At 69.0% G+C, this 18,578-nt stretch carries 17 protein-coding genes; 2 read left to right on the forward strand and 15 right to left on the reverse strand.

Annotated features, from left to right (window positions below; genetic code table 11):
- Nucleotides 1-30: 30 nt before the first annotated feature.
- The 3 genes from ACIRB1_RS42385 to ACIRB1_RS42395 form a co-directional block, all read right to left on the reverse strand.
- A complete protein-coding gene (locus ACIRB1_RS42385) occupies nucleotides 31-2,556 on the reverse strand; it encodes an ATP-binding protein (protein WP_403469334.1) in 2,526 nt (841 codons plus the stop codon).
- Between the two features lie 276 nt (nucleotides 2,557-2,832).
- On the reverse strand, nucleotides 2,833-3,156 hold the full coding sequence (locus ACIRB1_RS42390) for an STAS domain-containing protein (protein ID WP_054220485.1): 324 nt from the start codon (nucleotides 3,154-3,156) through the stop codon (nucleotides 2,833-2,835).
- A 145-nt stretch (nucleotides 3,157-3,301) separates the two neighbouring features.
- A complete protein-coding gene (locus tag ACIRB1_RS42395; RefSeq protein ID WP_352180579.1) occupies nucleotides 3,302-4,150 on the reverse strand; it encodes a 3-hydroxyacyl-CoA dehydrogenase family protein in 849 nt (282 codons plus the stop codon).
- Between the two features lie 205 nt (nucleotides 4,151-4,355).
- On the opposite strand from ACIRB1_RS42395, the gene ACIRB1_RS42400 reads away from it, so the two are divergent.
- Nucleotides 4,356-4,928, forward strand: a complete 573-nt coding sequence (locus tag ACIRB1_RS42400) for a cob(I)yrinic acid a,c-diamide adenosyltransferase (protein ID WP_352180580.1) — start codon at nucleotides 4,356-4,358, stop codon at nucleotides 4,926-4,928.
- A 219-nt stretch (nucleotides 4,929-5,147) separates the two neighbouring features.
- Nucleotides 5,148-6,974: a glycosyl hydrolase family 18 protein gene (locus ACIRB1_RS42405; RefSeq protein WP_403469335.1), complete on the forward strand. Its 1,827-nt coding sequence runs from the start codon at nucleotides 5,148-5,150 to the stop codon at nucleotides 6,972-6,974.
- 240 nt (nucleotides 6,975-7,214) lie between these two features.
- Here ACIRB1_RS42405 and ACIRB1_RS42410 read toward each other — a convergent pair whose 3' ends face one another.
- The 12 genes from ACIRB1_RS42410 to glyA all read right to left on the reverse strand — a co-directional run bounded on the left by ACIRB1_RS42410 (nucleotide 7,215) and on the right by glyA (nucleotide 18,551).
- The gene (locus tag ACIRB1_RS42410) at nucleotides 7,215-7,661 is read right to left on the reverse strand and encodes a DUF2550 domain-containing protein (protein WP_352180582.1); all 447 of its coding nucleotides are present in this window, start codon (nucleotides 7,659-7,661) and stop codon (nucleotides 7,215-7,217) included.
- Nucleotides 7,662-7,799: 138 nt separating this feature from the next.
- The gene (locus tag ACIRB1_RS42415) at nucleotides 7,800-8,174 is read right to left on the reverse strand and encodes a F0F1 ATP synthase subunit epsilon (protein WP_352180583.1); all 375 of its coding nucleotides are present in this window, start codon (nucleotides 8,172-8,174) and stop codon (nucleotides 7,800-7,802) included.
- A 111-nt stretch (nucleotides 8,175-8,285) separates the two neighbouring features.
- Nucleotides 8,286-9,722 (reverse strand): F0F1 ATP synthase subunit beta, encoded by a 1,437-nt coding sequence (atpD, locus tag ACIRB1_RS42420; RefSeq protein ID WP_328828803.1) that lies wholly within the window; start codon nucleotides 9,720-9,722, stop codon nucleotides 8,286-8,288.
- On the reverse strand, nucleotides 9,722-10,663 hold the full coding sequence (locus ACIRB1_RS42425) for a F0F1 ATP synthase subunit gamma (protein ID WP_352180584.1): 942 nt from the start codon (nucleotides 10,661-10,663) through the stop codon (nucleotides 9,722-9,724). The genes atpD and ACIRB1_RS42425 overlap by 1 nt, the downstream gene beginning before the upstream one ends.
- A 20-nt stretch (nucleotides 10,664-10,683) precedes the next feature.
- A complete protein-coding gene (gene atpA, locus ACIRB1_RS42430) occupies nucleotides 10,684-12,273 on the reverse strand; it encodes a F0F1 ATP synthase subunit alpha (protein WP_352180585.1) in 1,590 nt (529 codons plus the stop codon).
- 129 nt (nucleotides 12,274-12,402) lie between these two features.
- Nucleotides 12,403-13,218, reverse strand: coding sequence for a F0F1 ATP synthase subunit delta (locus ACIRB1_RS42435; protein WP_352180586.1), 816 nt, complete (start codon nucleotides 13,216-13,218; stop codon nucleotides 12,403-12,405).
- On the reverse strand, nucleotides 13,215-13,757 hold the full coding sequence (locus ACIRB1_RS42440) for a F0F1 ATP synthase subunit B (RefSeq protein ID WP_352180587.1): 543 nt from the start codon (nucleotides 13,755-13,757) through the stop codon (nucleotides 13,215-13,217). The genes ACIRB1_RS42435 and ACIRB1_RS42440 overlap by 4 nt, the downstream gene beginning before the upstream one ends.
- A gap of 41 nt (nucleotides 13,758-13,798) precedes the next feature.
- Nucleotides 13,799-14,035, reverse strand: a complete 237-nt coding sequence (locus tag ACIRB1_RS42445; protein WP_067273352.1) for a F0F1 ATP synthase subunit C — start codon at nucleotides 14,033-14,035, stop codon at nucleotides 13,799-13,801.
- A 74-nt stretch (nucleotides 14,036-14,109) separates the two neighbouring features.
- Nucleotides 14,110-14,946: a F0F1 ATP synthase subunit A gene (atpB, locus tag ACIRB1_RS42450; protein ID WP_352180939.1), complete on the reverse strand. Its 837-nt coding sequence runs from the start codon at nucleotides 14,944-14,946 to the stop codon at nucleotides 14,110-14,112.
- Nucleotides 14,947-15,156: 210 nt separating this feature from the next.
- Nucleotides 15,157-15,570: a hypothetical protein gene (locus tag ACIRB1_RS42455; RefSeq protein WP_352180588.1), complete on the reverse strand. Its 414-nt coding sequence runs from the start codon at nucleotides 15,568-15,570 to the stop codon at nucleotides 15,157-15,159.
- 294 nt (nucleotides 15,571-15,864) lie between these two features.
- A complete protein-coding gene (locus tag ACIRB1_RS42460; RefSeq protein ID WP_352180589.1) occupies nucleotides 15,865-17,184 on the reverse strand; it encodes an MraY family glycosyltransferase in 1,320 nt (439 codons plus the stop codon).
- Nucleotides 17,185-17,312: 128 nt separating this feature from the next.
- Nucleotides 17,313-18,551 carry a serine hydroxymethyltransferase gene (gene glyA / locus ACIRB1_RS42465; protein WP_403469337.1) on the reverse strand — a complete coding sequence of 413 codons (1,239 nt, stop codon included), beginning with the start codon at nucleotides 18,549-18,551 and terminating at the stop codon, nucleotides 17,313-17,315.
- Between the last annotated feature and the right edge of the window lie 27 nt (nucleotides 18,552-18,578).

Raw genomic sequence — 18,578 nt, forward strand, 5'->3', positions numbered from 1 at the left:
GGAGCCGGCCCTTTCGTGTCGTACGGAGGGTCAGATGACGCTTCCCGAGGCGGCGGCGGAACTCGGGGTGCCCGCGGTGCTGCTCTCGGGCGCGGCCGAACTGGCCGTCTGCACGGGGGCACTTGAGGCGACACCGCTTGCCGAGGTGTTGGTGGACGGGGCGGTGGAGGAGTCCGTCGGCGCAGGCGAGCCGGTGTCCGTGGGCGGCGGCGAGCTCTGCGATGCCGTCGGGCTCGGAGACGCCGAATGCGAGGTGGTCGGGGTCGGCGAAGTCGGCCTGCTCGTGGACTTCGTCGGCGACGGGCTCGTGTGCCCGCCCCCCGAACTGCTCGTCCCGCTCGGCGTGTCCGAGGGCTGACCATTGCCGGCCGGCGGTGTCGGATCGTCCGACGTGCCGTACGTCCCGTCGGGCCCCGGATCGGTCGGCCGGCTGGTCGCCGTGCCCGTGTTGCTGCCGTCGTCGTTCTTCGCCGGGTCGGCGCCCAGGCTGTCGTCGCCGCCGCCCTGACTGGCCGACGGGTTGACGCCGACCTTGTCGGACGGGTTGTCGGCGTTGTTGTTGGACGTGGCGCCGAGGGTGACGACCGTGCCGAGGACGGCGGCGAGCAGGACGCCCGCGCCGGCCGCGACGAGGTTGCGCCGGGCGTAGCCGCGCAGACCGCCCCGGGCCTTGTTGTGAGCCGTGGGCAGGGCCGGCTGGTGCGAGACGAGGGTGTACGTGTCGGCGGGCAGCTGGAGCGGCGGGAAGGGCGTCGGTGTGCCGCCGGGCGGCGACGCCGACTCCTCGTGGCGCGCGTCCGGCACCTCCTCACCGGCCTCGGCGCCGAGGCCGAGCGCGACGCCGGAGCGGTCGGCGACCAGGGCGAGGGCACGGCGGCCCGCCACGGTGCCGCGCTTGTCGGCGACGACGGCGCGCAGGCCGATGGACGACTCCAGCTCGGCGCGGGCCCGGTCGAGGTCGCCCTCGCAGAGCGCGAGGACCCCCAACTCGTGCTGGAAATAGGCCTGTTCACTCACATCGCCGGCGAGCTGCGCGGCCTCGGCACCGGACCGCAGCACACGCTCCCACGCGCTCCAGTGCAGCCCGGCGGCGAACGCGGGGGCCGCCGTGCGAGCGAGGTGGACGGTGGTGCTCTCCTCGCCGTCGCCGGGCGGGGTCGTCGCCGGCAGGAGCGTGACGAGGGCGGCGAGCAGGGCGTCCGCCTCGGCGCAGACGCGTGCGGGCGTGACCGAGGGGTGCCCGGCCCACCAGGAGTAGTGCAGGGCGGCGATGAGGGCGCCGGACGCGATGTCGTCGGCGTACCCGGCGGCCTCCAGCTGGGTCTGGACACCGGCGGCGAGCCGGTAGCGGGAGCCGACCGGGGAGACCAGTCCGCAGCCCGCGAGTTCACCGAGGGCGGCGTCCGCGTGGGTGTCGCCGACCAGCGCGGGCAGATGCGCCTGGTGCGGCACCTCGCCGTCGAGCGCGACGGCGAAGCGCAGGGTGGCCCGGGCGGAGGTGCTGAGCCGCGAGGCGAGCAGCGCCGCGGGCGCGGCGGCCTCTCCGAGGGACGGCAGGGGTACGGCGTCGGCCTCGTCGAGGTCGGGCGGCGGGGCGTCGGCCGGGGGCGTGTCCTGGAAGACGCCGAACTCCTCGACGGCGCTGGTGCCGACGCGCAGTTCGTCGCGCTGCCGGAGCAGGGCACCGGCCTGGACGAAGCGCAGGGGCAGGCCCTCGGACTCGAAGTACAGGTCGCCCGCCCAGTTCGCCTCCTCCTCGGTGAGGACGCGGCCCACGGCACGCTCCAGGACCTCCACGGCGCCGGGCCTGCCGAGACCGCCGAGGAAGATCTCCTCGACGGCGGAGTCCGCGGACGGTGCCGGGACCTCCGGGGTCGCGGCGATCAGGAAGGCGCACTCGGGTGTCGCGTCGAGGAGTTCGTCGAGGGCGGCGGCGCCGAACTCGATGTCGTCGAGGACGACGACCGCGCCGATCTCCCGGGTCAGGGCGAGCAGTTCGTCCCGGTCGGGCCGGTACAGGGGTGCGTCGTAGACGGCGTGGAAGAGGTCGTGGAGGAGGTCGCCCGCGGTGCGGTGGAAGCCGCTGAGGCGGATCACGCCGTCGGGGGCGAGGTCGAGGCAGTCCTCGGCGACCAGGTCGAGCAGGCTGGTGCGCCCGGAGCCGGAGGGTCCGGTGAGGCGTACGGAACGGCCGCGGGCGAGCAGTCGTACCAGACGCTCGCGCTCCTCCTGGCGTTCCAGGAGGGGCGGTGCGGGGCGGCTCAGGCCCGGCGGGACGGGTGGTCTGGCGGCGCGGTCCGTCTCGGCGCGGTCGGCGGCGGTGCGCTTCGCGGGCGTGCCGGGGCGCCGGCCGGGCGGGCAGGCCTCGATCTCGCTGCCGTCGACGGGGTTGACGGTGAGCAGGAAGTCGCCGGTGACCAGCTGCACGGTGCGGGCGAGCGCGGGTGCGTGCTGGCCGAAGTCGGATGTGAGGGGTTCCCGCGGCGGGCGCTGACGCGACGACGTGTCGTCGCCGTCATGGCCGTACTCCTCGGGTCCCCGGTCGATCGGGTCCATAGGTCCAAGCCCCCCAAAAGCGTCGTGTGCGGGTCGACAGGACCCAGGGCCCCTCCCGGCCTTGTGCACACCGCGCTGTCGCTTCTGGTCCGGGCCCGCTCGAAGGGTTGTGTGGCAGCGGGCGACCGAACCCTAAACCTTCGCACAGTATCTACGACAGGCCGGGGTACCGCGCCGTCCGAGACGTCACAGTCTCGTGAGGATTGTGCGCGGTGCACATGTCCGGGGCGGCTGACGTGGGCTCTTCGGGAGAACGTGACACTTTCTCCGAAAGTGTCACACCCTGGGCAGCGACTCCACGCCGATCCCGCCCTCGATGGCGAGGATGCGGTGCAGCCGGGTGGCCACGAGCAGGCGCTGCATCTGCGGCGGTACGTCGCGCAGCACCAGGCGGCGGCCGCAGCGGCCGGCCCGTCGATGGGCTCCCATGATCACGCCGAGGCCGGTGGCGTCCCATGAGTCGAGCTCGGACAGGTCCAGCACCAGATCGCCGACTCCGTCGTCGACGGCCGAGTGCAGGACCGTACGGGCGTCCGCCGCGCTGCGGACGTCGAGGCGGCCCCCGACGACCAGCTCGACGTGGTCGCCCCTGATGTGCATATGCGCTCCCCGTGAGTGCGGTGGCGTACTCCGTGATGCAGGTGATGCAACCTCTGACTGTGTGAAGTGCCGGGAGGTTGCCGTCTGTGAGCGAACCGATACCGAATTCACCCCTGCGTGTGACAGGCCAGGGGGCTGTACGGATTCAGTGCTTGTAGAAGCCCTGCCCGCTCTTGCGCCCGATGTCACCGGCGTCCACCATTCGGCGCATCAGCTCCGGCGGGGCGAACTTCTCGTCCTGTGACTCGGTGTAGATGTTGCTCGTGGCGTGCAGCAGGATGTCGACGCCGGTGAGGTCCGCGGTGGCCAGCGGGCCCATCGCGTGACCGAAGCCCAGCTTGCAGGCGAGGTCGATGTCCTCGGCGGTGGCGACGCCCGACTCGTACAGCTTCGCCGCCTCGACGACGAGCGCCGAGATGAGACGGGTCGTCACGAACCCGGCGACGTCGCGGTTGACGACGATGCAGGTCTTGCCGACCGACTCGGCGAACTCCCGTGCGGCGGCGAGGGTTTCGTCGCTCGTCTTGTAGCCGCGCACCAGCTCGCACAGCTGCATCATCGGGACGGGCGAGAAGAAGTGCGCGCCCACGACACGCTCCGGACGCTCCGTCACGGCCGCGATCTTCGTGATCGGGATGGCGGAGGTGTTGGAGGCGAGGACGGCGTCCTCGCGCACGATCTTGTCCAGCGCGCGGAAGATCTCGTGCTTGACCTCCAGCTTCTCGAAGACGGCCTCGACGACGATGTCCGCGTCGGCGACGGCGTCCAGATCGGTGGTGGCCGTGATCCGCCCGAGGGCCGAGTCGGCGTCGTGCGCCTCCAGCCTGCCCTTGCTGACGAACTTGTCGTACGAGGCCTTGATGCCGTCCGTACCGCGCTTGAGCGCCTCGTCGGTGACATCGCGCAGGACGACGTCCCAGCCCGCCTGCGCGGAGACCTGGGCGATTCCGGAACCCATGAGTCCGGCGCCGATGACGGCAAGCTTCCGTGCCACTGTGCGACTCCCCTTTGAAACGCTTACAGCGTGTATCCGTATGCCTCTCGGCGGACCTTAGCGAAGCTGCGGCGCTGTGTGACCGGTTAGTAACGCGCGTCACGTCTCATCTGACGGACATCACACCGGCTCGGGCCATTCGACCGCCCGTACGGCCTAGTTGGCCCCCTGCGCCGAAACCCGGGAGCCTCACTACGCTGGCCGTATGGTCAATCTGACGCGCATCTACACCAGGACCGGCGACCAGGGCACCACCGCCCTCGGCGACATGAGCCGGGTCGCCAAGACCGACGTCCGGATCTCGGCGTACGCCGACACCAACGAGGCGAACGCGGCGATCGGCACGGCCATCGCCCTCGGCGCCCTCCCCGAGGACATCGTCAAGGTCCTCACCCGCGTGCAGAACGACCTCTTCGACGTCGGCGCGGACCTGTGCACCCCGGTGGTGGAGAACCCGGAGTTCCCGCCCCTGCGGGTCGAGCAGTTCTACATCGACCGACTGGAGTCGGACTGCGACGACTTCAACGAGCGGCTGGAGAAACTCCGCTCCTTCATCCTCCCCGGCGGCACCCCGGGCGCGGCCCTCCTCCACCAGGCCTGCACGGTCGTCCGCCGCGCGGAACGCTCGACCTGGTCGGCGCTGGAAGCCCACGGTGAGGTGATGAACCCGCTGACGGCGACGTACTTGAACCGGCTTTCGGACCTCCTGTTCATCCTGGCCCGCACGGCCAACAAGGAGACGGGGGACGTGTTGTGGGTACCGGGCGGGGAGCGCTAGGCGGGCGATGCGGCGGTGCCCTCGTCTCCCTTCACATGGGCGGACGGGGGCAATCGGCCGTACTGGCGGAGGAGTTGGGGGTTTAGCGCACTGTCGCGGAAGTGGTCCAGACCTATTGACCCGTGGTCCAGACCTTTCTATTCTCACGGCACCGTGGTGCGAAGGCTCAGTCGCGCCCCGATCCTCGAGACACCCCCCGACACCCCGAGGAGGCGCTCAATGCGCTTCAGACATCGAGCAGTTGCCGGGTTCGCGACCCTGCTGCTTCCGCTCGCCGCGCTCGTCGGACTGGCGGCCCCCGCCCAGGCCGCCTCCACCGCGACCGCCACCTTCACCAAGTCCAGCGACTGGGGCACCGGCTTCGGCGGTCAGTGGACCGTGAAGAACACCGGTACCAGCGCGATCAGTTCATGGACGGTCGAGTGGGACTTCCCCTCCGGCACGTCCGTCACGTCGGCCTGGGACGCGGACGTCACCAGCTCCGGCAACCACTGGACCGCGAAGAACAAGTCCTACAACGGCACCATCGCCGCGGGCGCCTCCGTCTCCTTCGGCTTCAATGGCGCAGGCCCCGGAGCGCCCTCCAACTGCCGCCTCAACGGCGGCAGTTGTGACGGCGGCACCACGGTCCCCGGTGACTCGGCGCCCTCCGCGCCCGGCACCCCCACCGCCTCCGGCATCACCGACACCTCGGTGAACCTCTCCTGGTCGGCCGCCACCGACGACAAGGGCATCAAGAACTACGACGTCCTGCGCGACGGCACCAAGGTCGCCACCGTCACGACGACGTCGTACACGAACACCGGCCTCACCGCCGGCACCGACTACTCGTACACCGTGCAGGCCCGCGACACCGCCGACCAGACGGGACCGGTCAGCGGCGCCGTCGCCGTGCACACCACGGGCGGTACGACCACTCCCCCGACCGGCGGCAGCAAGGTCAAGCTCGGGTACCTCACCGAGTGGGGCACCTACGACCGCAACTACCAGGTCAAGAACCTGGTGACCTCCGGCTCCGCCGCGAAGATCACGCACATCAACTACGCCTTCGGCAACGTGACGAACGGCCAGTGCGCGATCGGTGACGCCTACGCCGACTACCAGAAGACGTTCACCGCCGACCAGTCGGTCAGCGGCGTCGCCGACACCTGGGACCAGCCGGTCGCGGGCAACTTCAACCAGCTGCGCGAGCTGAAAGCCAAGTACCCGAACATCAAGATCCTCTGGTCCTTCGGCGGCTGGACCTGGTCCGGCGGCTTCGGCCAGGCCGCGGCCAACCCGACCGCGTTCGCCAACTCCTGCTACAACCTGGTCGAGGACCCGCGCTGGGCCGACATCTTCGACGGCATCGACATCGACTGGGAGTACCCGAACGCCTGCGGCCTGTCCTGCGACACCAGCGGTGCCGCGGCCTACAAGAACCTGATGCAGGCCCTGCGCGCCAAGTTCGGCTCCAACAACCTGGTCACCGCCGCCACCACGGCGGACGGCACCTCCGGCGGCAAGATCGACGCCGCCGACTACGCGGGCGCGGCCCAGTACGTCGACTGGTACAACGTCATGACGTACGACTTCTTCGGCGCCTTCAACGCGACCGGCCCCACCGCCCCGCACTCCCCCCTCACCACCTACAGCGGCATCCCGACCCCCGGCTTCACCACGGCTGACGCGATCGCCAAGTTCAAGGCGAAGGGGGTCCCCGCGAACAAGCTCCTGATCGGCATCGGCTTCTACGGCAGAGGCTGGACCGGCGTCACCCAGGACGCCCCCGGCGGCACCGCCACCGGCCCGGCGCCCGGCACCTACGAGCAGGGCATCGAGGACTACAAGGTCCTCAAGACGTCCTGCCCGGCCACCGGCACCATCGCGGGCACGGCGTACGCGCACTGCGGCAACAACTGGTGGTCCTACGACACCCCGAGCACCATCGCCGGAAAGATGAGCTGGGCCAAGACCCAGGGTCTGGGCGGCGCGTTCTTCTGGGACTTCAGCGGCGACACGAGCAACGGTGAGCTGGTGACCGCCATCAACAGCGGGCTGAGCTGATCCCCACACCGCTCAGCACCGAACGCCGCGGGCGGACCTCTCCGGTCCGCCCGCGGTGCGTTGTCCGCACCGCGCGCCCCCGGCGTGCGCCGCACGGGGCCCTTCGGCCCGGGGCGAAGGCCGATCGGCGCCGGTAGCGAGCTGTTCGATGTGGGCACCTGGGCCTACGACAGAGTGCCCTCGCCACGGCGGTCGCCGCCGCCGTCAGTCAGGCCGACGGGCCAAACCCGGTGTGCCCGGTCACGCCACGTTGACCCGCTGGCCGGGCGGGGCCGCCTCCAGCCAGGCCAGGAAACCCGTCAACGCGTCGTCGCTCATGGCGAGTTCGAGCCGGGTGCCCCGGTGCAGACAGGTCAGGATCACCGCGTCGGAGAGCAGGGCGAGTTCCTCCTCGCCCTCGGGGAGACGGCGGCCGGCCACCTCGATCGCCGAGCGCTCCAGCGTGCGGCGCGGGCGGTAGGCGTAGGAGAAGACGCGGTACCACTCGATGCGGTCGCCGTTGTAGCGGGCGACGCCGTAGCTCCAGCCCTTGCCGTTGGTGTCGGGTTTCTCCGGGACGTCCCAGCGGAGCGAACAGTCGAAGGTGCCGCCGGAACGCTGGATGAGTCTGCGGCGCAGGCCGAAGACGAACAGCCCCACGACTACCAGGGCCACCACGATTCCGCACACAGTCAGAGCGAGGACCATCGACACCGACCTCCTCGTCTCCTAGGTAAAACAGGTAACGGAACGGAAAAAACACCCACATTCGCCTCAGCCGCGGCTGGGGCCGGATTCCTCCGGTCCCAGCCGCGGCTGAGTCACGTCATCGCGTCACTTCTGGGTTCAGCGGGTCTCCACCGCACGCAGTCGGACGTCCGCGCGGCGCTCGGCGGAGGCATCACCCTCCGCCTTCGCCTGCTCCAGCTCACGCTCCACGCGCTGGACGTCGATCTCGTCCGACAGCTCGGCGATCTCGGCGAGCAGCGACAGCTTGTTGTCCGCGAACGAGATGAAACCGCCGTGCACCGCGGCGACGACCGTCCCTCCGTCGCTCGTACGGATGGTCACCGGGCCCGACTCCAGCACACCGAGCAGCGGCTGGTGACCGGGCATGACGCCGATGTCGCCGGACGTGGTGCGCGCGACGACCAGGGTGGCCTCGCCGGACCAGACCTGGCGGTCCGCGGCGACGAGCTCGACATGCAGCTCAGCAGCCAAGGTGGGCTCCTCGGGTCACCACCCGGCGGTCGTGCCGGGTGTTGGGTCAAATTCTAGTGGGCGTGGTTGAGGGGGTGGGACACACCCCACCCCCTCAGGTGAAGCAAGGGGTCAGGAGACGCCCAGCTCCTTCGCGTTCGCCTTCAGGTCCTCGATACCACCGCAGAGGAAGAACGCCTGCTCCGGGAAGTGGTCGTACTCGCCGTCGATGATCGAGTTGAAGGCCACGATCGACTCGTCCAGCGGGACGTCCGACCCGTCGACGCCGGTGAACTGCTTGGCGACGTGGGTGTTCTGGGACAGGAAGCGCTCCACGCGACGGGCACGGTGGACGGTGAGCTTGTCCTCCTCGCCCAGCTCGTCGATACCGAGGATCGCGATGATGTCCTGGAGGTCCTTGTACTTCTGGAGGACCGTCTTCACGCGCATCGCGGTGGCGTAGTGCTCCGCCGAGATGTAGCGCGGGTCGAGGATGCGGGACGTGGAGTCCAGCGGGTCCACGGCCGGGTAGATGCCCTTCTCGGAGATCGGACGGGAGAGAACCGTCGTCGCGTCGAGGTGGGCGAAGGTGGTGGCCGGGGCCGGGTCGGTCAGGTCGTCCGCGGGGACGTAGATCGCCTGCATCGAGGTGATCGAGTGACCGCGGGTCGAGGTGATGCGCTCCTGGAGGAGACCCATCTCGTCGGCCAGGTTCGGCTGGTAGCCCACCGCGGAGGGCATACGGCCGAGCAGGGTCGAGACCTCGGAACCGGCCTGCGTGAAGCGGAAGATGTTGTCGATGAAGAACAGCACGTCCTGCTTCTGCACATCGCGGAAGTACTCCGCCATGGTCAGACCCGCGAGGGCCACGCGCAGACGGGTGCCCGGGGGCTCGTCCATCTGACCGAAGACAAGCGCGGTCTTGTCGATGACGCCCGAGTCGGCCATCTCCTCGATGAGGTCGTTGCCCTCACGGGTGCGCTCGCCGACACCGGCGAACACGGAGACACCGTCGTGGTTGTTGGCGACGCGGTAGATCATCTCCTGGATGAGCACCGTCTTGCCGACGCCGGCACCGCCGAACAGGCCGATCTTGCCGCCCTTGACGTACGGGGTGAGCAGGTCGATGACCTTGACGCCGGTCTCGAACATCTCGGTCTTCGACTCGAGCTCGTCGAAGTTCGGGGCCTTGCGGTGGATGGACCAGCGCTCGCCCGTGTACTTCTCGTCGACGTTCAGCACCTCGCCGAGGGTGTTGAACACCTTGCCCTTGGTGAAGTCGCCGACCGGGACGGTGATGCCGTCGCCGGTGTCGGTGACCGGGGCCTGGCGGACCAGACCGTCGGTGGGCTGCATCGAGATCGTGCGGACCAGGCCGTCACCCAGGTGCTGGGCGACTTCCAGGGTCAGCGTCTTCTTCGCACCGTCCTGGGCCGGGTCGGCCACCTCGACGTGCAGAGCGTTGTAGATCTCCGGCATCGCGTCGACGGGGAACTCCACGTCGACGACCGGGCCGATGACCCGGGCGACGCGGCCCGTGGCAACGGCCGTCTCAACTGTCGTCGTCATTACTTGTCACTCCCCGCGGTCGCGTCGGCCAGGGCTGCGGAGCCACCGACGATCTCGCTGATTTCCTGGGTGATTTCGGCCTGGCGGGCCGCGTTGGCAAGACGGGAGAGCGTGGTGATCAGGTCTCCCGCGTTGTCGGTCGCCGACTTCATCGCGCGGCGCGTGGCCGCGTGCTTGGAGGCGGCCGACTGGAGCAGCGCGTTGTAGATACGGCTCTCGACGTACCGCGGCAGAAGGGCGTCCAGGACGTCCTCCGCCGACGGCTCGAAGTCGTACAGCGGAAGGATCTCGCCCTGGGGCGTGCCCGCGGCGGCAGCCGCAGATCGATCCGTCTCCGCGACCTCTTCGAGGCTGAGGGGCAGCAGCCGGCTGTCGATCGCCGTCTGCGTCATCATCGAGACGAACTCGGTGTAGACGATGTGGAGTTCGTCCACGCCGCCCTCCGCCGTGTCCCGCTCGATGGCCTCGATCAGCGGACCCGCGACCTTCTTCGCGTCCGCGTACGTGGGCTCGTCGGTGAAGCCGGTCCACTGCTCCGAGATCTTGCGCTCACGGAAGTTGTAGTGGGCGACACCGCGGCGGCCGACGATGTACGTGTCGACCTCCTTGCCCTCGGCCACGAGACGCGCGGTCAGCTGCTCCGCGGCCTTGATGGCGTTGGCGTTGAAGGCGCCGGCCAGACCGCGGTCGCTCGTGAGGAGCAGGACCGCGGAACGGGTCGGCGTCTCCGCCTCGGTGGTCAGCGGGTGCCGGGTGTTGGAACCCGTACCGACCGCCGTGACCGCGCGCGTCAGTTCCTTCGCGTACGGCGTCGAGGCCTGCACCTTGCGGTGCGCCTTGACGACGCGCGAGGCGGCGATCATCTCCATCGCCTTGGTGATCTTCTTGGTCGCGGTGACGGATCGGATGCGACGCTTGTAGACCCGGAGCTGGGCTCCCATGAGTCAGGTCCCTTCCTACGTCACTTGGCCGCGGCCGGGGCGTCCTCGCCGAGGAGCTTGCCGTCCGAGGTCTCGAACTGCTTCTTGAACTCGGTGATCGCGTCCGCGGCGGCGGTGAGGGTGTCGTCCGACATCTTGCCGCCCTCCTTGATGGAGGTCATGAGGCCCTGCTCCTTGCGGTGCAGGTACTCGAGCAGCTCCTTCTCGAAGCGGCGGATGTCCTCGACCGGTACGTCGTCCATCTTGCCGGTGGTCGCGGACCACACGGAGACGACCTGGTCCTCGGTGGGCATCGGCTGGTACTGCGGCTGCTTGAGCAGCTCGACCAGACGCTGACCGCGCTCCAGCTGGGCCTTCGACGCGGCGTCCAGGTCGGAACCGAAGGCGGCGAACGCCTCCAGCTCGCGGTACTGGGCGAGGTCGAGGCGCAGTCGGCCGGAGACCTGCTTCATCGCCTTGTGCTGCGCGGAACCACCGACTCGGGAGACGGAGATACCGACGTTCAGCGCGGGGCGCTGACCGGCGTTGAAGAGGTCCGACTCCAGGAAGCACTGGCCGTCGGTGATGGAGATGACGTTGGTCGGGATGAACGCCGAGACGTCGTTGGCCTTGGTCTCGACGATCGGCAGACCGGTCATCGAGCCCTTGCCCATCTCGTCGGAGAGCTTCGCGCAGCGCTCCAGCAGACGGGAGTGCAGGTAGAAGACGTCGCCCGGGTAGGCCTCGCGGCCCGGCGGACGGCGCAGCAGCAGGGACACGGCGCGGTAGGCGTCGGCCTGCTTGGAGAGGTCGTCGAAGATGATGAGGACGTGCTTGCCGTCGTACATCCAGTGCTGGCCGATGGCCGAACCGGTGTACGGCGCCAGGTACTTGAAGCCGGCCGGGTCGGACGCCGGGGCGGCGACGATGGTCGTGTACTCCAGGGCGCCGGCCTCTTCGAGCGCACCACGCACGGAGGCGATGGTGGAGCCCTTCTGGCCGATGGCGACGTAGATGCAGCGGACCTGCTTGTTCACGTCGCCGGAGCGCCAGTTGTCGCGCTGGTTGATGATCGTGTCGACGGCCAGGGCGGTCTTGCCCGTCTGGCGGTCGCCGATGATCAGCTGGCGCTGGCCGCGGCCGATCGGGGTCATCGCGTCGACGGCCTTGTAGCCGGTCTCCATCGGCTCGTGCACCGACTTACGGGCCATGACGCCCGGGGCCTGAAGTTCGAGCGCGCGGCGACCGGTGGTCTCGATCTCGCCGAGGCCGTCGATCGGGTTGCCGAGCGGGTCGACGACGCGGCCGAGGTAGCCCTCGCCGACGGCGACGGACAGGACCTCTCCGGTGCGGGTGACCGGCTGGCCCTCCTCGACACCGCTGAACTCGCCGAGGATGACGGTACCGATCTCACGCTCTTCGAGGTTGAGCGCAAGACCGAGGGTGCCGTCCTCGAACTTCAGCAGTTCGTTGGCCATGGCCGAGGGCAGGCCCTCGACCTTCGCGATGCCGTCGCCGGCAAGGGTGACCGTACCGACCTCCTCGCGCGAGGCCGCGTCCGGCTTGTACGACTGGACGAAGTTCTCCAGCGCGTCCCGGATCTCCTCCGGCCGGATCGTGAGCTCCGCCATCTGGGTTCCCTGCTCTCCTTGTTGGGCCCGAAGTTTCACTTGGGGGGATGGGGGACTCCCCCCTGAACGAGGTGAATCCTCTGCACGGCCCAACTCGGGCCGCCTTACTACGTCTTTGTTGTGGTGCTGCTAGCTCGCCATGCGGCGGGTGGCGTCATCGAGGCGGTCCGCGATGGAGCCGTTGATGACCTCGTCGCCGACCTGCACCCGGATACCGCCGAGGACCTCGGGGTCCACGTCGATGTTCAGGTGCATGGTGCGGCCGTAGAGCTTCGCGAGGGCGGCGCCCAGGCGCTGCTTCTGCGGGTCGCTCAGCGGGACCGCCGTGGTGACGACCGCGACCAGGCGGCTGCGGCGCTCGGCGGCGAGCTTGGACAGGGACTCGAGTCCCGCTTCCAGGCTACGTCCTCGGGGCGCGGTCACCAGGCGCGTCACCAGTCGTTCGGTGGTCGGCTTGGCCCGGCCGCCGAGCAGGCTGCGCAGCAGCTCGCTCTTGGCCGTGGCGCTGGCGGCGCGGTCGGTCAGCGCGGCGCGCAGCCCGGTGTTCGAGGAGACGATCCGGCCGAACCGGAACAGCTCGTCCTCGACGTCGTCGAGCTCGCCCGACTGCTGGGCGGCGGTGAGGTCGGCGGTGGCCGCCAGCTCCTCCAGCGCGTCCACCAGGTCGCGGGACTGCGACCAGCGGGAACGCACCATGCCGGACAGCAGGTCGAGCGCGGGGCCGCCGATCTGGCCGCCGAGCAGACGCTCGGCCAGCGCGGCCTTGGCCTCGCCGTCCTGCGCCGGGTCGGTGAGGACCCGGCGCAGGGACACCTCACGGCCGAGCAGCGCGGTGACGGCGGCCAGCTCGTCGGCGAGCTGCGCCGCGGTCACGGACGTGGAGTCCGTCAGCGCGTCGAGACGCTCACGTGCGGCTGCCAGGGCCTCGCGGCTCGCTCCGTTCATCGTGCGGCCTCGGCCTTCTCCTCGAGTTCATCGAGGAAACGGTCGATCACGCGGCTCTGCCGGGCGTGGTCCTCAAGGGACTCGCCGACGAGCTTGCCGGCCAGGTCGGTGGCGAGCTTGCCCACGTCCTGGCGCAGCGCCTGCGAAGCGGCCTTGCGGTCGGCCTCGATCTGCGTGTGACCGGCGGCGACGATCTCCTCGCGCTGCCGCTGGCCTTCCGCGCGCATCTCGGCGATGAGCGTCGCGCCCTGCTCCTGCGCCTCCTGGCGCAGACGCGCGGCCTCGTGCCGGGCCTCGGCGAGCTGAGCCTTGTACTGCTCAAGAACGCTCTGTGCCTCGGTCTGGGCGGCCTCGGCCTTCTCGATACCGCCCTCGATGGCCTCGCGGCGCTCGTCCAGAACCTTGTTGATGTTCGGGAGGAGCTTCTTGGCGAGGAAGCCGAAGACGATGACGAAGGCGAGCAGGCCGATGACAAGCTCAGGGATCGGCGGGATGAGAGGGTTTTCCTTCTCGGCCGCCAGAATGAGCAGCTGGCTCATGTCAGTGCCTTTCGTCTAGTGGGCTGTTGCTGATCGACTGATCAGACGCCGTAGACGAACGGCATGACCAGGCCGATGAGGGCAAGGGCCTCACAGAAGGCGAAGCCGAGGATCTGGTTGGCGCGGATCAGGCCGGCAGCTTCGGGCTGACGGGCGAGCGCCTGGGTGCCGTTGCCGAAGATGATGCCGACGCCGACGCCGGGACCGATGGCGGCGAGGCCGTAGCCGATGGAGCCGAGCGAACCGGAGACGGCAGCGAGGGTCTCAGTGGCAGCCATGCTGATTCTTCCTTATCTGTACGGACCGGCGGGGGTTGGCCACCGGACGCTAAGGGGGGTTCTGGTGGGGGTGCTCAGTGGTTCTCGGCGAGCGCGCCCTGGATGAAGGTGCAGGTCAGCAGCACGAAGACATACGCCTGCAGGGCCTGGATGAAGAGTTCGAAGGCCGTCATCACGAGGACCATGACGAACGAGACACCCGCGTAGGCGATGCCGATGCCGTTGAGCAGGTACCAGCTGGCGATCGTGAAGAGCAGCAGCAGGGTGTGGCCCGCGAACATGTTCGCGAACAGTCGCACCGCGTGCGTGAACGGCCGGACGATCAGGTTCGAGAGCAGCTCGATGGCCATCGCCAGCGGGAGAACCGCGCCGAGCGACTTGTCGTAACCGCTGAAGTTCTTGAAGGCGCCGACGAATCCATGCCGCTTGAAGGTCAGCGACACCCACACGATGTAGACGATGCCCGCGAGGACGGCCGGGTACGAAATGATCGACGTCACCGGGAACTGGGCGACCGGGACGATCGACCAGATGTTCATCATCCAGATGAAGAAGAAGAGCGAGACGACCAGCGGTACGTACTTCTCGCCTTCCTTCTTGCCGATCGTCTCGTAGACGACACCGCGGCGGATGAAGTCGTAGCCGGACTCGGCGACCATCTGCAGCTTGCCGGGGACGACCTTCGGCTTGCGGAAGGCGGCCCAGAAGAAGCCGACGACGATGATCGAGCCGAGCAGCGCCAGCAGCATCGTCTTGTTGAAGTACAAGTTGCTGTCGCCGTCCCCGAGAAGGGGCTTGAACAGGAACGAGTGCAGGCCGGGAGCCGGGAAGCCACAGCCGTCGAAGATGTGGCAGTCGGTCTCGAAGGCGAGCACCTGCGTCGGGTCAGCACTCACCGCGGGCTCCTTCAGCGTGGCGCATAGGTACGGCAACCTCGTTGTGTCGGCGCGGCACGCGGCCGCGGTTCGGCACTGGACTGGTGTTACGGATGTGGGGGCGGCAGTGGGGCATCAAGCCTCGCGATTGAGCAGGCGTCAGCTCAGATGCCCGCGCCCGCGATGCCGCAGTTGGCACCGGACGATAGCAGGGTCTCTTACGCCCTCTTATCCCGGCCCTACCTCTCACGACGAGTGCCCCGACTTGTCGGGCTCGACATAGAGGATTTTGGCCTTCATGTGGGCACGGGTCTGCGCGGCGGTCCAGATGACGGTGTCGACGAGCAGGGTGAACGCGAAGGCCTTGGGATTGAAGAGCGAGGTGTGCTTGAACGCGGCGAGGAAAATGAACAGCAGCAGAATCTGCGCCGCGAAGAGCATGAGGCCCATCGCCTGGAACAGGTGCGGAAGCGATTTGGCAGTGCGCTGCAGAACGTAGAGCCCGATTCCCATGAAGAGGATCACGATCAGCGTCGCAACGGCTGCCCCAATAGCTCCTTTGCCGCCGGCGACCACACCACTGACGACGGCGGCAATCGCGCCGACGGCAGCTGTGGGCACAGCGGCCTGAAGGAGAATCCGGGCGTCATTGGACGGCATGGCGGCAACTCCGCTTACTAAGGGGGGCGTGTCGTCATGGACGAGCGTAGTCCCGGGATGAGAGAGAACCTCACGCCAATGGACCGTCGCACTACGGTCCTTCGGCTCTGTCCCGGGTTCTCGTGAACCGTATCACAAACTATTTGATGCGGTCTTTACCTAGAAGGTGTGCTTGCTGTCACACATGAGAGTGACAGTGCGCGTCTGTGCAAAATAGCGGCCAACTTGTCTGGTATGGGGAGGCTTTGTCCCCCCACGAGATGGCAACGCTTTAGTCAGATTCTTACCTTGGCGTCAGCGTGAGGACTCCGCTTTACGACCGTCGAGAAGGCGTGAACGGGCCCCGACGGCGGTCGCTCCGTTGACTCCTGACACACCGGAGACAACCGGCGGGCGCGGGTCACGGTCTTCCTCCGCCAGCACCACGACGGGGTCAACTCCGGCCCTGCGACGGCGATATCGCGGCGGCACCAGGTGCTCGGCCCAGCGCGGAGTACGCGGCGTGAAGCGCGGCAGCAGAAGCAGCACGAGCCCGAGCGCGCTCAGGATGACGATGCCGAGGACGATCCACATCGAGGCCGAGTTGACCGAGTACGACAGGGCGCCGAACGCGATCAGCGCCGACCAGAAGTACATGATCAGCACCGCCCGACTGTGCGAGTGGCCGATCTCCAGGAGCCGGTGATGCAGATGGCCGCGGTCCGCGGCGAAGGGCGACTGGCCCCGCCAGGTGCGGCGGACGATGGCCAGCACCAGGTCGGCGGCCGGCACCGCGATGATCGTCAGCGGCAGCAGCAGCGGGATGTACACGGGCACCGTCTGGTGCACCGCCGCCTTCTCGGAGCCGACGAACAGCTGGAGCGCGTCCGGGTCGACCTGCCCCGTGATGGAGATCGCACCCGCGGCCAGCACCAGGCCGATCAGCATCGAGCCGGAGTCGCCCATGAAGATCCGGGCGGGATGCATGTTGTGCGGCAGGAAGCCGAGGCACATGCCCATCAGGATCGCCGAGAAGAGCGTGGCCGGGGCGGCGGCCTCGATGCCGTACGAGTACCAGATCCGGTAGGCGTACAGGAAGAACGCGGCGGCGGCGATGCAGACCATGCCGGAGGCGAGGCCGTCGAGGCCGTCGACGAAGTTGACCGCGTTGATGGTGATGACGACCAGGGCGACCGTGAGCAGGGTGCCCTGCCACTGGGTCAGCGCGACGTTGCCGACGCCCGGGACGGGCAGCCACAGGATCGTCAGACCCTGCATGACCATCACGCCGGCGGCGATCATCTGGCCGCCCAGCTTGATCAGGGCGTCGATCTCGAACTTGTCGTCCAGGACCCCGATCAGCCAGATCAGGGCCGCTCCGGAGAGCAGGGCGCGCGGCTCGTTCGAGTTCTGGAAGACCTCGCTGAGGTTGGTCAGGTGGTCGGCGACCAGCAGGCCGGCGCACAGTCCGAAGAACATGGCGATACCGCCGAGCCGCGGAGTGGGTTCCCGGTGCACGTCACGGGCCCGGATCTCCGGCATCGCTCCGGCCACGATCGCGAATTTACGCACCGGCCCGGTCAGCAGATACGTCACCGCGGCCGTCACGCAGAGCGTCAGCAGGTATTCACGCACAGGCTTCCCCACAGGTCTCGCTGGCCATCACAGCCCCACACCCTAGCGAGGCGCGCATATGGTTGGGGACTTCCGGGTAGCGACGATGGTTGCACGTGTGGCTGTGCACCTCGTACAGGTACCCCCGTTCAGCCCGGATAGGGCGGGAATCCACCCACAAGATCCCGCACTTCGTCACGGGCCCGCCGGGTGTCGACCCGGCCGCGCAGGACGCCCGCCAGCAGTGCCGCGACGGTCGCCATCTCGCCCTCGCCCATGCCCTGCGTGGTCACCGCGGCGGTGCCGAGGCGCAGCCCGCGCGCGTCTCCGTGCGGAAGCGGGCAGCAGTCCAACACCAGCCCCGCGGCGGCGAGTTGACCGCGTGCGGCGCGTCCGTCGACGCCGAGGGGCAGCGGGTCGGCGGTGATCAGGTGGGTGTCGGTGCCGCCCGTCGTGACGACGAACCCCTCCCCCACGAGACCCGCCGCGAGCACCCGGGCGTTGGCGACCACCTGATGGGCGTACGCCGTGAAGGCCGGGGTCGCCGCCTCGCCGAACGCGACGGCCTTCGCGGCGATGGTGTGCATCTGCGCCCCGCCCTGGGTGAACGGGAACACCGCCCGGTCGACCCGCTCCGCCAGCCCGCTCCCGCACAGCAGCATCCCGCCCCGCGGCCCGCGCAGCACCTTGTGCGTGGTCGCGCAGACGATGTCGGCGTACGGCACCGGGTTGGGCGCCGCTCCCCCGGCGACCAGGCCGATCGGATGCGAGGCGTCGGCGATGAGATGGGCGCCCACCTCGTCGGCGACCTCGCGGAAGAAGGCGTAGTCGATGTGCCGGGGATAGGCGATGGACCCGCAGACGATCGCCTTGGGCCGATGTGTACGGGCCAGGGAACGCACCTGCGCGTGGTCGATGAGCCCGGTCTCGGCATCGACCCCGTAGCCCACGAAGTCGAACCACCGCCCGGAGAAGTTCGCCGGCGACCCGTGCGTGAGATGCCCGCCGTACGGCAGGCCCAGCGCCAGGACGGTGTCACCGGGCCGCAGCAGCGCGGCGTAGGCGGCGAGCACGGCCGAAGACCCGGAGTGCGCCTGCACGTTGGCGTGCTCGGCCCCGAACAGCGCCTTCGCCCGCTCTACGGCGACGCGCTCGGCGACGTCGACGATCTCGCAGCCGCCGTGGAAGCGGGCGCCGGGGTATCCCTCGGCGTACTTGTTGGCGAGCGGCGAGCCGAGCGCGGCCAGCACGGCGGGCGAGCTGAAGTTCTCGGCGGCGACCAGCTGAAGCGTCGTCGACTGCCGCGTCAGCTCCCCGAGCAGGATCTCGGCCAGCTCGGGGTCCTGCCGGCGCAGGACATCGGTCTCAAGGACAGGGACGACCGACATGGTGGACTCCGGGGCGTCGACGTTGAC

This window comes from Streptomyces sp. NPDC096013 (assembly GCF_044763565.1).
Lineage (GTDB): Bacteria > Actinomycetota > Actinomycetes > Streptomycetales > Streptomycetaceae > Streptomyces.

Bases quoted from the DNA above. Each gene is read 5' to 3' on its own strand.
- ACIRB1_RS42385 (WP_403469334.1), bottom strand. From the start codon at position 2,556: ATGGACCCGATCGACCGGGGACCCGAGGAGTACGGCCATGACGGCGAC.
- ACIRB1_RS42390 (WP_054220485.1), bottom strand. From the start codon at position 3,156: ATGCACATCAGGGGCGACCACGTCGAGCTGGTCGTCGGGGGCCGCCTC.
- ACIRB1_RS42400 (WP_352180580.1), top strand. From the start codon at position 4,356: ATGGTCAATCTGACGCGCATCTACACCAGGACCGGCGACCAGGGCACC.
- ACIRB1_RS42405 (WP_403469335.1), top strand. From the start codon at position 5,148: ATGCGCTTCAGACATCGAGCAGTTGCCGGGTTCGCGACCCTGCTGCTT.
- ACIRB1_RS42410 (WP_352180582.1), bottom strand. From the start codon at position 7,661: ATGGTCCTCGCTCTGACTGTGTGCGGAATCGTGGTGGCCCTGGTAGTC.
- atpD (WP_328828803.1), bottom strand. From the start codon at position 9,722: ATGACGACGACAGTTGAGACGGCCGTTGCCACGGGCCGCGTCGCCCGG.
- ACIRB1_RS42425 (WP_352180584.1), bottom strand. From the start codon at position 10,663: ATGGGAGCCCAGCTCCGGGTCTACAAGCGTCGCATCCGATCCGTCACC.
- atpA (WP_352180585.1), bottom strand. From the start codon at position 12,273: ATGGCGGAGCTCACGATCCGGCCGGAGGAGATCCGGGACGCGCTGGAG.
- ACIRB1_RS42435 (WP_352180586.1), bottom strand. From the start codon at position 13,218: ATGAACGGAGCGAGCCGCGAGGCCCTGGCAGCCGCACGTGAGCGTCTC.
- ACIRB1_RS42440 (WP_352180587.1), bottom strand. From the start codon at position 13,757: ATGAGCCAGCTGCTCATTCTGGCGGCCGAGAAGGAAAACCCTCTCATC.
- ACIRB1_RS42445 (WP_067273352.1), bottom strand. From the start codon at position 14,035: ATGGCTGCCACTGAGACCCTCGCTGCCGTCTCCGGTTCGCTCGGCTCC.
- ACIRB1_RS42455 (WP_352180588.1), bottom strand. From the start codon at position 15,570: ATGCCGTCCAATGACGCCCGGATTCTCCTTCAGGCCGCTGTGCCCACA.
- glyA (WP_403469337.1), bottom strand. From the start codon at position 18,551: ATGTCGGTCGTCCCTGTCCTTGAGACCGATGTCCTGCGCCGGCAGGAC.